Below are 14545 nucleotides of genomic sequence, written 5' to 3' on the forward strand. Positions count from 1 at the left end.
GCCAGGGCCGGTTCCAGGCTGGTCATGACCTTGCGCTGGCCGTCCAGAGTCATCTGCCAGCAGGCATGGATGTGGGCGGGCTCGAACTTGCCGGCCCAGGCCATCCCCTCCTTTTCCCAAACTTTTTAGCGCCGCTTCGCGGGGTGGCAGAGTGGTTATTGCTGGTTAGGACAATTACAACATTCTATGTAGACAATGCATAAAAAGAGGGCTGTACCCTATTAGGGAACAGCCCTCTATAAAAGCTCTCGCGTGCCCTTGCCGAAGGCACACAAAAAGTTTGGAAGGGGGGGCCAGGGGGGAAACTTTTTCAAAAGTTTCCCCCCTGGCCGATCGCTGCTGTCCTCATCCGTAAGGCTCGAAGACTCGCCAACGGCTGGAGGCCCGGAGGCATTCTTTTTAGAAGCTCGGGATGTCGTCCTGCTTTTCGGTCAGCAGGAACTTGCCTGCCAGGATCCATTCCTTGAGTTTGTCGGCCACTTCCAGGGACATGGAGTGGGAGGTCACGGGCACGGTGGCGGTCTTCTTCTCATTGACCATGATTTCCCCGCTGCGCAGTTCGGCGAAGGACGCGCGGGTGACCTCGCGGGGGATGCCGTTGGGATAGTCGTAGCCGTAGTCCTTGACCGGCATGGAGATGTCCTCGTTGGACACCCCGGTGAACCAGGCCAGCTCCTCGTTGAGCATGGGGATGGGGATGCCCACGCCGAGCGACAGAGACACGCCGTAGCCGATGATCGACTGGGCGCGCACGTAGCGGGCGTTCATCTTCTTGAAATCGCCCTTGAGCATGAGCGTGCCCGACCCGCCCTCGGGGATGCCGCGCTCGTTGCGCTGGGGCTTCTGCACGTGCTGCGTGCCCTCGCCGATGACATAGCCTATGCCGCCCCCCAGGAAGATGCGCGTGCCCATGCCGATGGTCCGGAAGTACGGATCGTTGAACAGCGGCGAGAGCTCGCCCGCGGTGGCGTAGTTGACGTTGGACGCGTTGGCCTTGAGTGGGCCCATGTACGTGTAGATGGTCCGGTTGGTCAGGTTCACGGCCGCGTTGTAGTTCTGGTAGCAGTTGCGCGGGTTGAGCATGACCGCGTTGGGCAGGTCGGCCAGGGTGATATCCTTGTCCAGCTCGCGCCGGGGGTAGCAGTCCGTGCCGTAGGCCTCGGCCCGCAGGTGCACCGCCTTGCCGCGCAGCAGGTCCTCAATGACGTGGGCACCACCGTAGGCGAAGCGGCCCGGGTGGACCTTGTTCAGCGGATCGTCGTCGGACGGCTCCGTGGCGCCCAGGTAGGCGTCCACGGCCGCGATGCCGCTGTAGCAGGGCACGTTGTTCAGCCAAAGCCGGGAAACCTTCATGACCGGCGGCTGCTGGCCGATGTTGAAGAGCAGCCCGGAGGAGCACATGGGCGAGAAGGTGCCGGTGGTGACCACGTCCACTTCCTGGGCGGCCTTAACCTTGCCTTCCTTCCTGACGATCTCGATCATCTCCTCGGCATTGACCACCACGGCCTTGCCCTTGCGGATGCGTTCGTTGATCTCCCGGACCGTCTTGTTCACTTTGAATTCTGCCATTTCTATCCTGCCTTCGCCCCCTGGGCAGCGGCCCGCGCGGGGGTGTTGTTCCATACGTAAAGTCCACCCCTTGTAATCCAAATTCGCCGGAAGGAAAACCAGCTTGTTGCCCGGCCCCGGCCGAGTCTGTGTATAACTGCCAAAAGAGAGGAAAACTCCATGTTTTCCTCATGTTTTCAACAGGCATCGCAAGTCATTTGGAAATGCGTCTTTTCCGGGCTGGAAACAAGGGAAAAATCGGCGGAAAAGCTTGGCTTTGGGGCCATTTTGGGGTATAGAATCAAATAAATTTCGGGAGTTTGTTTAGACCCAATTTTTATTTTTTTTAACCTAATAATTTCAAATGGTTGTAATCGGTACCATCCTATCGTGAAAGAATCACTTCGGCAACATCTCCTCCTGACCTGCACGGACAAGGAACTCAAACGCTGGTACGACCCGCTCTCCTTCGATTACTCCGAGGAAAACAAACGACTTACCGTAGGTTTTCCCCATGCGTTTTTCGCCAGGTGGTTCGAGTCCGACATCCAGGACAGGTTCGAGGCGCAACTGAACATGTTCCTGGGCAACGGATACGTGGTCAGCTACAAGGACAGCGACAGCCCGGAACGGTTGCGCGGCGTGCAGGTAGCCGACGTGGTCAAGCGCATCGACTTCCCCTTTGGCCAGGAATTCACCTTCGACACTTTCCTGATCAACAAGAAGAACTATTTCCCCATCGCCTCGGCCAAGGAAGTGGCCAAGCAGTCCGGCTCCCTGTTCAACCCGTTCATCATCTGCGGCCCGGGCGGATCGGGCAAGACCCACCTGCTCAAATCCGTGGCCAACGAGATAGCCAAGAAGCACGACTACTCGACCATCTTCATGGGCTCCCTGGACGAGCTCAACTCGCTCTATTCCATCCGCTTCAAGGGCGACCCGTTCAAGGCGCGCAATCACCTGTTCGAGTACAATTTCCTGTTCATCGACGACTTCCACAAGATCAAGGAACATCCCCATTTCCAGCAGGAACTGGTCAATATCTTCAACCACTTCTACGACAACAAGAAGCAGATGGTCCTGGCCTGCCGCGAAAAGGTGACCAGCTACGACTTCCTGGACGACAACCTCCAGTCCCGGCTCGGCTGGGGGCTCATCGTCACCCTGAAGGAACCGGATCTGGAGATTCGGGTGGGCTACATCCAGCGCCAGGTACGGGCCAAGCGCCTCTCCCTGAGCAAGGAACAGATCCTGACCCTGGCCCAGCGGTTCACGGACTTCCGCTATCTCCAGGGCATCCTGCTCAAGCTCTTCGCCTTCAAGGAACTGGTCAAGCAGGACCTCTCCCAGAAGGATTTCGAACACATCCTGGCCAACACCGAGGAAAAGACCACCGACGACCTGACGCCCAAGAAGATCCTCAGCGTGGTGGCGGAGCACTTCAGCGTGCACGTCAAGGACCTGACCGGTACCAAACGGCACCAGCACATCGCCCACGCCCGCCAGGTGGCCATGTTCCTTTGCCGCCAGATGCTGAACACTTCCTACCCGGCCCTGGGCAGGGCCTTTGGCGGAAAGGACCACTCCACGGTCCTGTACTCGGTTAAAAAAATCGATCAATTACAGGAAGATGACTTCGAATTGAAACAACTGTTGAAAACCTTGAAGAATAAATGTCGCATGTCGTGATCTTTTTCGAATCCGACCGTTTTCGGCACGTTCGGTTCCAAAGTCATGACAATGGGTGTGCTTAAAAAAGTTAACGATTACAAGTTCTTTACTCCGAAAGGAACAAAGGAACCGTGGTAATAAATCTCAATCAAGGAGATATTTTTTATGTTTCTGAAAGTGAACCGAGATGAAATCATCGAAGGACTCCAGAAGTCGGCGAACATCATCCCGGCGAAAACCGGCGCGGCCTTTCTGCGGACCATCTGGCTCCAGTGCGAAAACGGGAACCTGAACATCATGAGCACGGACTCCAACCTGGAGTTCATGGGTTCCTACCCTGCGGCCCTGGAGGGCGAGGGGTTGGCCGGCGTGCAGGGACGCGCCTTCTATGATCTGGTCAAGCAGCTGCGGTCCGACCAGGGCGAGCTGACCATCCGCACGGACGACTCCGACCAGAACGTCCTGGTGGAGCAGAAGGCCCGCAAGTACAAGTTCCCGGTCAACGACCCTGAATGGTTCCAGAAATTCTCGTCCTTCCCCGAGGACAACACGGTCTATTGGTCCGGCGACTTCCTGCACGAGATCATCGACAAGATCTCGTTCTGCATCTCCGACGAGGACTCCATGGAGGCCATCGCCTGCATCTACATGGTCCCGCGCGAGAAGGACGGCAACAAGACCGTCGAGGTCTGCGGCCTGAACGGACACCAGTTCGCCATGCTCAACTTCGTCAACGACGACATCTTCGCCATGCTCCCGGAAGAGGGCGTGCTCATCCAGAAGAAGTACCTGACCGAGCTCAAGAAGTGGCTGACCGCCGACGAGATCGAACTGGCCATCTCCAACAAGCGGCTGTTCTTCCGCACCGGCGACAAGCGCGAGACCTTCACCCTGCCGCTGTCCTATTACCAGTATCCCAACTACAACAACTTCCTGGCCCGGCTTGGCGACGACAACGTCTCCACCCTGGAAGTCAACCGGCTGGACCTGGTGGACGCCCTGTCCCGCGTGGCCCTGTTCAACACCGACTCCAACCGCTGCGCCTACTTCTCCTTTTCCGACAACGAGGTCACGGTGTCGGCCCAGGGGCAGGAGACCGGCACGGCGCGCGAATCCATCGACGCCACCTTCTCCGGCGACATGGCCCGCATCGCCTTCCCGACCCGCAACCTGATCGAGATACTGAACCATTTCGCCTCTCCCACCGTGAAGTTCACCCTGACCGGCACCGAGGCCCCGTGCGGCCTGACAGGTTCCGACGACAAGGATTACAACGTGATCGTCATGCCTATGATGATCCAGGAAGAGACATACTATACCGAGGAAAACGCATAAATGAGCGAGAAACAGTACAACGCCGAGTCAATTACCGTACTTGAGGGACTCGAGGCCGTCCGGAAACGTCCGGCCATGTACATCGGTTCCACGGACATCCGGGGCCTGCACCACCTGGTCTACGAAGTCATCGACAACTCGATCGACGAGGCCATGGCCGGGTATTGCGACAAGATCAAGGTCACCCTGCACATGGACAACTCCTGCACGGTCACCGACAACGGCCGCGGCATCCCGGTGGACATCCATCCCAAGGAGAAGGTCCCGGCGGTCCAGCTGGCCATGACCACGCTGCACGCGGGCGGCAAGTTCGACAACGACTCCTACAAGGTCTCGGGCGGCCTGCACGGCGTGGGCGTGTCCTGCGTCAACGCGCTGTCCGAGTTCATGGAGACCACGGTCCGGCGCAACGGCAGGACCTACCGCATGAAGTTCGAGCGCGGCCACGTGACCCACGAACTGGAGGAGATCGGTCCGTCCGATTCCACCGGCACCACCCAGCGGTTCCGGCCCGACGAGGATATTTTCGAGGTCAACCAGTTCGAATACGACGTCCTGCGCAAGCGGTTCCGCGAGCTGGCCTACCTCAATTCCGGCCTGGAGATCGAGTTCAAGGACGAACGCAGCGGCAACGCCGAGTCCTTCAAGTTCGACGGCGGCATCCGCCAGTACGTCCAGGACATCAACTCCAACTTGAACACCATCGGCGAGATCGTCTACGGCGAGGGCGAGTCCGAGAACATGATCGTCGAGTTCGCCCTGCAGTACACCGCGAGCTACAAGGAAAACACCTACACGTTCGCCAACAACATCCGGACCATCGAGGGCGGCACGCACCTGGCCGGGTACAAGACCGCCCTGACCCGGGCGATCAACAACTACGTCCAGAACGCGGACCTGCCCAAGAAGCTCATCCAAAAGCTGACCGGCGACGACGTGCGCGAGGGGCTGACCTCGGTCATCTCCGTCAAGCTGCCCGACCCGCAGTTCGAAGGCCAGACCAAGACCAAGCTCGGCAACTCCGAGGCGGCCGGCCTGGTGGCGGGCGTGATCTACGAGAAGCTGAACGTCTTCTTCGAGGAGAACCCCAAGGAAGCGCGGTTCATCATCGAGAAGGTGGTCGACGCGGCCCGGGCGCGCGAGGCGGCCCGCAAGGCCCGCGACCTGGTCCGGCGCAAGGGCGCCCTGTCCGACAACGCACTGCCCGGCAAGCTGGCGGACTGCCAGTCCAAGAACCCCGCGGACTCGGAGATCTTCATCGTCGAGGGCGACTCCGCAGGCGGTTCGGCCAAGCAGGGCCGCGACCCCAAGATCCAGGCCATCCTGCCCCTGCGCGGCAAGATCCTGAACGTGGAGAAGACGCGCCTGGACAAGATGCTCGGCAACAAGGAAATCCGGGCCATGATCACCGCCTTCGGCATCGGCATCGGCCACGAGGAGGACGAGAAGGATTACGACAAGCTGCGCTATCACAAGGTCGTGATCATGACCGACGCCGACGTGGACGGCTCGCACATCCGCACCCTGCTGCTGACCTTCTTCTTCAGGCAGTACGAGGAGCTGATCAACCGGGGCCACGTGTACATCGCCCAGCCGCCGCTCTACCGGGCGAGCAAGGGCAAGTTCGAGCGGTTCATCAAGGACGACGTCGAGCTGGACGACTTCCTGCTCGAGCGCATCGGCGGCGACCTCAAGGTCAAGACCGAGGCCGGGACCTTGTTGGAAGGGAAGAAGCTCACGGATATCATGGACAAGATCCGCTTCCTGCGGACCCGGTTCCACGAGGCCGAGACCGTGGGCATCGACGGGGTCCTGTACCGCAAGCTCATGGACTTCCCGGAGCGCATCTCGTTCACCTATTTCGAGGAGCACGAACCCGAGCAGTTCAAGCAGGACTTCGAGACCAACGGCTACCGGGTGGAGATCGAGACCGAGCACGACCAGGAGATGGAAAAGGACCGCACGTATCTCATCTTCGAGAACGAGAACGGCCACCGCACCCGTCTGGCCATGGAGTTCTTCTACTCCAAGCTCTACAAGACCGCCTTCAAGACCTATGGAGAGCTCAAGGAGGCCTGCGGCGGGTTCGAGTTCGCCCTGGACCTGAAAGAGGGCGAGCAGGCCGTTTCCGGCTTTTTCAACCTGTATGACGCGGTCATCGAGGAAGCCCATCGCGGCTGGCAGATCCAGCGCTACAAGGGTCTGGGCGAAATGAACCCGGAACAGCTCTGGGAAACGACCATGAACCCGGAAAACCGGACCATGCTCCAGGTGACCATCGAGGACGCGGCCGCGGCCAACGACATCTTCGTCGACCTCATGGGCGACAACGTGGAACCGCGCCGGGAGTTCATCGAAAAGAACGCCCTGGCCGTCCAGGAGCTGGATATCTAGGGTCCCGGGCCGCCCCGGGCGACGCGCCGCTTTCCCCAGGAGGGCGGCGGGCCGTGGGCGTCGGCCTTTGAATGAGACGAGAAACACCGCCAAACGGCAGGGCCGGAGGGCGGGACACCAAGTTTATGGGTGGCCGGGGATCGAGTCGATTTCCCGCCATCGGAGGCAAATGAATGATCAATACGATTACCATCGAGAGCGAACTCAAGAAAAGCTACCTTGAGTACTCCCTGTCCGTCATCATCGGGCGCGCCATCCCGGACGTGCGCGACGGGCTCAAGCCCGTCCACCGGCGCATTCTGTACGCCATGCACGACCTGGGCAACTACCATAACCGAGCCTACAAGAAGTCCGCGCGCGTGGTCGGCGACGTCATCGGTAAGTACCATCCGCACGGCGACTCCGCGGTCTACGACGCCTTGGTGCGCATGGCCCAGGACTTCTCCATGCGCGACATGCTGGTGGACGGCCAGGGCAACTTCGGTTCCATCGACGGCGACTCCGCGGCCGCCATGCGTTACACCGAAGTGCGCATGGCCAAGCTCTGTTCGGAGTTCCTCGGGGACATCGAAAAGCAGACCGTCGACTTCACGCCCAACTACGACAACACCCTGCAGGAGCCGTCCGTCCTGCCCACCAAGGTCCCGAACCTGCTCCTGAACGGCACCACGGGCATCGCGGTCGGCATGGCCACGAACATCCCGCCCCACAACCTGGGCGAGCTGATCGACGGCACCATCCACCTCCTGGACACCCCGGACTGCACCATCGAGTCGTTGATGCACTTCATCAAGGGCCCGGATTTCCCGACCGGCGGCACGGTCTTCGGAGGCCAGGGGCTGGTCGACGCCTACACCACCGGGCGCGGCTCCATCAAGATCCGCGGCGTGGTCGAGGTGGAGGAGGCCAAGAAGGGCCACAAGGAAGCGATCATCATCAGGGAGATTCCCTTTGCCCTGAACAAATCCTCCCTGGTGGAGAAGATCGCGGCCCTGATCCACGAGAAGAAGATCGACGGCGTGGCCGACCTGCGCGACGAATCCGACCGCAAGGGCATCCGCATCGTGCTCGATCTGAAGCGCGGGGCCATCGCGGACATCATCATCAACTCGCTGTACAAGTTCACCCCGCTGGAAACCAGCTTCGGCATCAACATGATGGCCGTCGTCGGCAAGCGGCCCATGCTCCTGAACCTGAAGGAGGTCCTGGGCCACTTCCTGGAGCACCGGCGCGAGGTCATCATCCGTCGGACCAAGTTCGACCTCGACAAGTGCGAGAAGCGCGTCCACATCTTGGAAGGTCTGCGCATCGCGCTCGACAACATCGACGAAGTGGTCAAGCTCATCCGGGCGTCCAAGACCCCGGACGAGGCCCGCGAAGGGTTGATGTCCCGCTTCAGCCTGTCGGACATCCAGGCCAAGGCCATCCTCGACATGCGCCTGCAGAAGCTGACCGGCCTGGAGCACGACAAGCTCCTGGAAGAGCTGGCCGAGCTGATGAAGAAGATCGAATACTTCAAGTCCATCCTGTCCAACGAGGAGGTCCTCAAGGGCGTCATCCGCGACGAGCTGAACGAGATCAAGGAGAACTACGCCACCCCGCGCAAATCCGAACTGCTCAAGGCGGACCTGGACTCCATCGATATCGAGGACCTCATCCCGGACGAGGAGACGGTCATCACCCTGAGCCGGCGCGGCTACATCAAGCGCACCCCGCTGTCCAACTACACGGCGCAGAAGCGCGGCGGCAAGGGCATCGCGGGCGTGCAGACCGGGGACGGCGACTTCATCCACACCTTCATGCTGACCACCAACCATCAGCATCTGGTGCTGTTCACCAACTTCGGCAAGATGTTCAAGATCAAGGTCCATCAGGTGCCGGAAGGGTCGCGCTACGCCAAGGGCGGGCACGTCAACAACCTCCTGCCCCTGGACAAGGACGAGAACATCGCCACCTGCCTGTCGCTGCGGGAGTTCGCGGACGACAAGTTCTTCCTGTTCGTGACCAAGAAGGGCATGATCAAGCGTTCGTCCATCGGGCTGTACGGCAACTGCCGGACCACCGGCATCCGCGCCGTGAACCTGCGCGACAATGACGAGCTCATGACCGTGCGCGAGATCGAGCCGGACGTGGACTGCATCCTGGCCAGCCGCGACGGTTCGGCCATCCGCTTCAACATCAACGACGCCCGGCCCATGGGACGCGCCACGGCGGGCGTCAAGGGCATGGCCTTGCGGCCCAACGACGAGGTCGTGGCCTGCGTGGTCACCGGCGACCAGGAGCGCGACCAGATCCTGACCGTCAGCGAAGGCGGCTACGGCAAGCGCACGTCCATCGACCAGTACCGGGTCCAGACGCGCGGCGGAAAGGGCATCCTGAACATGCGCCTGACCAACAAGACCGGCCAGGTCGTGGGCGCGCACATGGTCAACGAATCCGACGACGTGATCCTGCTGACCTCCCAGAACAAGGTCATCCGCATGTCCGTGAGCGAGGTCAGCCAGACGCGCGGCCGGGCCACACAGGGCGTGCGCCTGGTGCGCATGGACGACGCCAACAAGGTGATCGGCTTCGACCTGGTTATGGACGATGACGAAGACTTGAGCGAGGTCCGGGCATAGGGACCATGCGACGCTTACTCGTACTGATACTGCTGGCCGCGACGGTGTTTGCCGTCGCGGCCTGCTCTTCGCCCTCCACGCCCGGCCAGGAGGACATCGAGCGGGCGCGCGATTCCTATTCCAAGGGGTTCTACCTCGAGGCGGAAAAGGACTACGAGCGCTACCTGCAGGTGGAGCCTCAGGGCCAGTTCCGCAAGGAGGCCTGGGACCGCCTGGCCGAGATCGCCATGTCCGTCAAGGGCGACTACGACCGGGCCGTGGTCCTGCTCGAGGCCATGTACCTGGAGCTGGGCAGCGACCCGGACACGGCCTGGAACATCATGTTCCAGCTGGGCGAGGCCTATTCCGAGCTGGGCAACACCACCAAGGCCATCGAGGCCTTCGAGAAGTGCCTGGACCAGGCCCAGGGCAACCCGGAACACATCTACAAGACCCAGCTGCGCATGGCCCGGCTCTACCGCTCCATGGGCAGCTACGACCTGGTGGCCGCCACCCTGGAGAACTGCGCGGACTCGGCGGCCGACGACGAGGCCAAGGCCAAGTGCCTGTACGAACTGGCCCAGAGCTACACCTTCATCTCCAGCTGGTCCCAGGCGGAAAAGGCCCTGAATTCCCTGCTCAATCTCAAGAACATCTCGGACGAGACCCGCTCCCTGGCCGTCTTCCTGGAGGCGGACATCGCCGAGAACGACCGGGATTACGCCAAGGCCAAGGAATTGCTCGAATCCATTCTGCACACCTACCCGAACCCCAAGGTGGTGGAGACCCGGCTGGCCAATCTGCCCGAGGTGGTGCCCGAGCCGCTGCCGCTGGTGCCGCCCAAGCAGTAGGCCCGGTTCGCCGGGGCCGGAAATTTGGTGTATTCCCATGACGGCGTCCCGATGCAACCCCGAGAGTGACCCGTGAAGATCGCCCTGTGCACCCCGTTCAAGCCGCTCGACAACGCGTCGGTCTCCGGCGACGTGACCATCGCCCGAGACCTGCGTGACGCGCTGGTCGGCCTGGGCAACGAGGTGGTCGCCATGCCGTACTTTCCGGCCAGGGAGATATGGAAGCGTCCGGGCCGGTGGCCCGGCGCGTACCGGGCGGCGGGGCGCATGGCCGAGGCCGCGCACGGCTGCGACGCCTGGCTGACCTACGGGACCTATTACAAGGCCCCGGATGTGTTCGGTCCGGCCTGCGCGGCTAGGCTGGGCATTCCCTACGCCATCTTCCAGGCCAGCTACGCGGTCAACCGGGGCAAAAAGCCCGCCACCTGGCCCGGCTACCGGCTGAACCGGCGGGCCATGCTCCGGGCGGACCACATCTTCTGCAACCGGCTCAATGACCTGCGCGGCTGCGCCAGGCTCGGACTGCCTCCGGACCGCTATTCCCACGTCCCACCCGGGCTCCCCCAGGGGCTGCTCACGCGCGACGACGAGGCCGGGGCCGCCCTGCGCCGGGAATGGGGCGCACAGGGCGCGAGAGTGGTGCTGACGGCGGCCATGATGCGTCCCGGGGTCAAGACCGAGGGGCTGCGCTGGGTCTTCCGCTCCTGCGCCGCGCTCGTGGAGCGGGGCCGTGACGTCTTCCTGGCCGTGGCCGGGGACGGCCCGCGCCGGGCCGAGCTGGAGCCCGAGGCCCGCAACCTGCTCGGCGACCGGGTCCGCTTTCTCGGCCTGGTGGAGCGCGAAAAGCTGGGCGGGTTTTTTGCGGCGGGCGACCTGTTCGCCTTCCCGGGCCTTGCGGAGAGCGTGGGCATGGTCTACCTGGAGGCCCAGCAGTGCGGCCTGCCCGTGGTGGCGACCGACGACGAGGGCGCGCCCCAGGTGGTGGCCCACAACCGCACCGGGATCATCACCGGGGCGACCCTGGACGATTTCACCCGGGGCGTGGACGAACTGATCCGCGACCCTAAGCGGTGCCTGGCCCTGGCGGCCAACGCGCCGGGCCATGTGGCCAGAGAACACGATGCCGCGCGCAACTACGGCCGGGTGGTCGAAGTGCTGCGCGAGCTGGCCGAAGCGAGGGCCTGACATGACGACATTTTTCTGCATGCGCCATGGGTTGACCGAATGGAACCGCGAGTGCCGCATCCAGGGCAACAAGGACATCGAACTGTGCGACGAGGGCCGCGACATGGCCCGCAAGTGGGGCGAGTCCCTGGCCGGGGAGGGGTTCGACTGCATCCTGACCAGCACGCTGTCCCGCGCCCGCGAGACCGGCGCCCTGGTCAACATGGCCCTGGGGTTGCCCATGTTCGAGGACGAGCGCCTCGGCGAGCAGGACTGGGGCAACTGGACCGGCCTGACCAAGACCGAGCTCAAGAACATGCGCAAGGAAGTGGGCAGGGAGGAGTACAAGGGGTTCGGCTTTCGCCCCGAGGGCGGGGAGAGCCGCGACGAGGTGCTCTGCCGGGCCTGCGACGCGCTCATCGACTTCGCCGCCGAACACCCCGGCCAGTCCGTGTTGGTGGTCACCCACAACGGGGTGCTGCGCTGCCTGGCCCACGCCCTGTCCGGGGCCGAGTTCATGCCCGGCGATCCCGTGGAATATCTTCCCTACCGCTTGCACCGCATCGAATGCATCGAAAACGAGCTCGCCCTGGGCGAGTTGAACATGGAGTTGTAATGCGCATCGTCTTCTACTGCCAGCACGTGCTCGGCGTGGGCCACATGTTCCGGTCCCTGGAAATCGTCAAGGCCCTGAAGGACCACGAGGTCATCCTGGTCACCGGCGGAGCCGAGGTGGATTTCGACCCGCCCGCCAACATGACCCGCATCCAGCTGCCCGGCCTGATGATGGACGCCAAGTTCACCCGCTTCATCCCCCTGGAGGAGGGCGCCGAGGTGGACGAAGTCCTGGTCCGCCGCCTGCGCCTGTTCAAGGAGATCATGGCCGAATACCAGCCCGACATCTTCATGGTCGAGCTCTTCCCGTTCGGCCGCAAGAAGTTCCGCTTCGAGCTCCTGCCCATCCTCAAGAAGGTCCGCAAGGGCGAGTACGGCAAGTGCAAATCCGTCTGCTCCGTGCGCGACATCCTGGTGGAAAAGAACGACATGAAGCGCCAGGTGGAGCGCGTGCACGGCTACCTGAACCCCAATTTCGACCACGTCCTGGTCCACTCGGACCCCAACCTGGTGCGCCTGGACGAGACCTTTCCCGGCGTGGAGGGCATCGTCCCCGAGGTCCACTACACCGGCTACGTGGCCCGCAAGCCCGACCCGGCCGAAACCCAACGACTGGCCGCCGAACTGAACCTCGGCGACACCCCGCTGGTGGTCGTGTCCGTAGGCGGCGGGCACATCGGCCGCGACCTGCTGCGCGGGGCCCTGGCCGCCTCGCCGATCCTCAACGAGACCCACCCGCACCGGCTGGCCGTGTTCACCGGCCCCTACGCCGAAGAGGATGAATTCGAGCGCCTCCAGGCCATTGCCTCAGCCCACCCGCACATCACCCTGAAGCGGTTCACCAAGCGGTTCCTGGCCTATCTGGACCTGGCCCGCCTGTCGGTCTCGCTGGGCGGCTACAACACCACCATGAACCTGCTGGCCACCAACACCTTCGGGCTCATGTATCCCTTTCTCCAGAACCGCGAGCAGAACATGCGCGCCCGGCGCATCGAGGAAAAGGGCGGGCTCAAGGTCATCACCCAGGACGACCTCGGCCCGGAACGGCTGGCCGGACTCATGCGCGAAAGCCTGGACCGCCAGGCCGCGCCGCTCAATCTCAACCTGGACGGCGGCCCGAACTCGGCCCGCATCCTCGAGGAGATCCACGCCGCCATGTAACGGCCCCGTCCGGCCCACTTTTTCGTCGCCACAAGCCCTCCGGTGGAGTATACTGCCGCCAAGCAAAGGAGACGACATGCTGCTCAAGGACAAAAAAGCCCTTATCTTCGGCGTGGTCAATGACCGCTCCATAGCCTACGGCATCGCCCGGCAATTCAGGGAACACGGCGCGCGGCTGGCCTTCAGCTACGCCGCCGATCCCATCGAGCGCCGCCTGGCCCCCATCTGTGAGGAGCTGGGCGGCGAGTTCATGTACAAGTGCGACGTTACCTCCGACGACGAGATAGCCGCCGGCACCGACCTCGTGCGTGACAAATGGGGCGACGTGGACATCCTCGTGCACTCCATCGCCTACGCCAACCGCGAAGACCTGAAAGGCCGCTTTATCGACACCAGCCGTGAGGGCTACAAGGTCGCCCTGGACGTGTCCTCCTTCTCCCTGGTCGCCCTGTGCCGCGCCTTCGAACCGCTGCTCAAGCCCGGCTCGTCCGTGCTGACCATGAGCTACTACGGCGCGGGCAAGGTCGTGGCCAACTACAACGCCATGGGCGTGGCCAAGGCCGCGCTCGAGGCCTGCGTGCGCTACCTCGCCGTGGACCTGGGCGAAAAGGGCGTGCGCATCAACGCCATCTCCGCCGGGCCGGTCAAGACCATGGCCGCCTCCGGCATCTCCGGCTTCAAATCCATCCTTGGCCGCATCGAGGAAAAAGCCCCCCTGCACCGGAACATCACCATCGACGACGTGGGCAAATGCGCCCTGTACCTCGCCTCGGACCTGTCTACCGGCACCACCGGCGACGTGATATTCGTGGACTCCGGGTACAACATCATGGGCGTGTAGGCGGCCTGGCTGCCTCCGGCGGCTGGGGCGCTGCCCCAGACCCCGCCAGGGAACCCTTTGAAAAGGGTTCCCTGGACCCTCCCAAACTTTTTGTGTCGCCTGCGGCGAAGGTTGGGTGCCTGGTCGGGTCTTTTTTTGCGGGGGTTGGGCGTGGCGCGGCAGGGCGGTGTGGAATGAACTTGAAGAATCGGTTTCGCGGCGTTCTCGAACAATGAAAAAGAAGGAGCTCTGTAAAGTTCGCACCATCCGCGAAGCGGCCCAAAAAGTTTAGGAGGGAGAGAGGGAATGGGGGATGGTTAGGGAAGCGAAAACCGAAAGGGGGCCGACATGGGCATCGAACGATTGGAAGGCCGCGACGACGCGGT

At 62.5% G+C, this 14545-nt stretch carries 10 protein-coding genes and 1 pseudogene; 9 read left to right on the forward strand and 2 right to left on the reverse strand.

Going from position 1 to position 14545, the window contains the following annotated elements; genetic code table 11:
- Together AB6M95_RS17745 and AB6M95_RS17750 are read right to left on the reverse strand one after the other, a co-directional pair.
- Positions 1–98 (reverse strand): annotated as a pseudogene (locus AB6M95_RS17745) (hypothetical protein); the annotation flags it as partial.
- 301 nt (positions 99–399) lie between these two features.
- The gene (locus tag AB6M95_RS17750; protein WP_371388083.1) at positions 400–1569 is read right to left on the reverse strand and encodes a homocysteine biosynthesis protein; all 1170 of its coding nucleotides are present in this window, start codon (positions 1567–1569) and stop codon (positions 400–402) included.
- Positions 1570–1938: 369 nt separating this feature from the next.
- Here AB6M95_RS17750 and AB6M95_RS17755 point away from each other — a divergent pair, with 369 nt between their 5' ends.
- The 9 genes from AB6M95_RS17755 (at position 1939) to AB6M95_RS17795 (ending at position 14180) form a co-directional block, all read left to right on the forward strand.
- Entirely contained in the window at positions 1939–3237 is a 1299-nt protein-coding gene (locus AB6M95_RS17755) for a DnaA ATPase domain-containing protein (RefSeq protein ID WP_371388084.1), read from the forward strand.
- 147 nt (positions 3238–3384) lie between these two features.
- Positions 3385–4554 carry a DNA polymerase III subunit beta gene (gene dnaN, locus AB6M95_RS17760; protein ID WP_371388085.1) on the forward strand — a complete coding sequence of 390 codons (1170 nt, stop codon included), beginning with the start codon at positions 3385–3387 and terminating at the stop codon, positions 4552–4554.
- Positions 4555–6948 (forward strand): DNA topoisomerase (ATP-hydrolyzing) subunit B, encoded by a 2394-nt coding sequence (gyrB, locus tag AB6M95_RS17765; RefSeq protein ID WP_371388086.1) that lies wholly within the window; start codon positions 4555–4557, stop codon positions 6946–6948.
- Positions 6949–7121: 173 nt separating this feature from the next.
- Positions 7122–9569, forward strand: coding sequence for a DNA gyrase subunit A (gyrA, locus tag AB6M95_RS17770; RefSeq protein ID WP_371388087.1), 2448 nt, complete (start codon positions 7122–7124; stop codon positions 9567–9569).
- Positions 9570–9574: 5 nt separating this feature from the next.
- Complete coding sequence (locus tag AB6M95_RS17775; protein ID WP_371388088.1) at positions 9575–10399, forward strand: tetratricopeptide repeat protein; 825 nt, start codon at positions 9575–9577, stop codon at positions 10397–10399.
- Between the two features lie 72 nt (positions 10400–10471).
- Positions 10472–11584, forward strand: a complete 1113-nt coding sequence (locus AB6M95_RS17780) for a glycosyltransferase family 4 protein (RefSeq protein WP_371388089.1) — start codon at positions 10472–10474, stop codon at positions 11582–11584.
- 1 nt (position 11585) lies between these two features.
- Positions 11586–12179 carry a histidine phosphatase family protein gene (locus tag AB6M95_RS17785; RefSeq protein ID WP_371388090.1) on the forward strand — a complete coding sequence of 198 codons (594 nt, stop codon included), beginning with the start codon at positions 11586–11588 and terminating at the stop codon, positions 12177–12179.
- Positions 12179–13339 carry a glycosyltransferase family protein gene (locus tag AB6M95_RS17790; RefSeq protein ID WP_371388091.1) on the forward strand — a complete coding sequence of 387 codons (1161 nt, stop codon included), beginning with the start codon at positions 12179–12181 and terminating at the stop codon, positions 13337–13339. The genes AB6M95_RS17785 and AB6M95_RS17790 overlap by 1 nt, the downstream gene beginning before the upstream one ends.
- Positions 13340–13415: 76 nt before the next feature.
- A complete protein-coding gene (locus AB6M95_RS17795) occupies positions 13416–14180 on the forward strand; it encodes an enoyl-ACP reductase FabI (protein WP_371388092.1) in 765 nt (254 codons plus the stop codon).
- The last annotated feature ends 365 nt before the right edge of the window (positions 14181–14545 follow it).

Source organism: Pseudodesulfovibrio karagichevae (assembly GCF_041414475.1).
GTDB lineage: Bacteria > Desulfobacterota > Desulfovibrionia > Desulfovibrionales > Desulfovibrionaceae > Pseudodesulfovibrio > Pseudodesulfovibrio karagichevae.

Bases quoted from the DNA above. Each gene is read 5' to 3' on its own strand.
- AB6M95_RS17790 (WP_371388091.1), top strand. From the start codon at position 12,179: ATGCGCATCGTCTTCTACTGCCAGCACGTGCTCGGCGTGGGCCACATG.
- AB6M95_RS17750 (WP_371388083.1), bottom strand. From the start codon at position 1,569: ATGGCAGAATTCAAAGTGAACAAGACGGTCCGGGAGATCAACGAACGC.
- dnaN (WP_371388085.1), top strand. From the start codon at position 3,385: ATGTTTCTGAAAGTGAACCGAGATGAAATCATCGAAGGACTCCAGAAG.
- AB6M95_RS17775 (WP_371388088.1), top strand. From the start codon at position 9,575: ATGCGACGCTTACTCGTACTGATACTGCTGGCCGCGACGGTGTTTGCC.
- AB6M95_RS17795 (WP_371388092.1), top strand. From the start codon at position 13,416: ATGCTGCTCAAGGACAAAAAAGCCCTTATCTTCGGCGTGGTCAATGAC.
- AB6M95_RS17785 (WP_371388090.1), top strand. From the start codon at position 11,586: ATGACGACATTTTTCTGCATGCGCCATGGGTTGACCGAATGGAACCGC.
- gyrA (WP_371388087.1), top strand. From the start codon at position 7,122: ATGATCAATACGATTACCATCGAGAGCGAACTCAAGAAAAGCTACCTT.
- gyrB (WP_371388086.1), top strand. From the start codon at position 4,555: ATGAGCGAGAAACAGTACAACGCCGAGTCAATTACCGTACTTGAGGGA.